Source organism: Vibrio sp. 1580 (assembly GCF_033340055.1).
Genome location: NZ_JAWOVT010000820.1, coordinates 1 through 501 on the forward strand (window position 1 = coordinate 1; position 501 = coordinate 501).

Here is a 501-nt window from a genome sequence, read left to right on the forward strand (position 1 = left end):
GGTCAGTTACTGTTGGATATGTTCAGTATTTCACTGGATTCATTCCGAGTGGCGGGTGGCTTGCTGCTGTTAAGCATCGCCTTTTCGATGATGAGCGGTAAGCTCGGTGAGGATAAGCAGAACAAACAAGAAAAATCTGAGTACGTTAGCCGCGAACAGATCGGCGTTGTACCACTAGCGATGCCTCTAATGGCTGGTCCTGGTGCAATCAGCTCAACAATCGTTTATGGCGCGCGTTACCCAAGTATGTTCGATACCGTGGGCATCGTTATCACGATTGGTCTGTTTTGCCTTTGTTCTTGGTTGCTATTTCGTTCGGCACCTTTGATCGTTCGTTTCTTGGGTCAAACAGGCATCAACGTGATCACACGTATCATGGGTTTGATTCTTGGAGCGCTAGGCATCGAGTTTATTGCAAACGGCTTACGTAACTTGTTTCCTGGATTAGCCTGATTTTATTAATGACGTTATGATAGAGCGATTCAACAATGGATCGCTTTG

General features: G+C 46.1%; 1 protein-coding gene. It reads left to right on the forward strand.

Features of this window, described 5'->3' with window-relative positions:
* On the forward strand, positions 1-453 hold a 453-nt coding region (locus R7093_RS28565; RefSeq protein ID WP_318147453.1), incomplete at its 5' end, for a YchE family NAAT transporter.
* Positions 454-501: the final 48 nt, after the last annotated feature.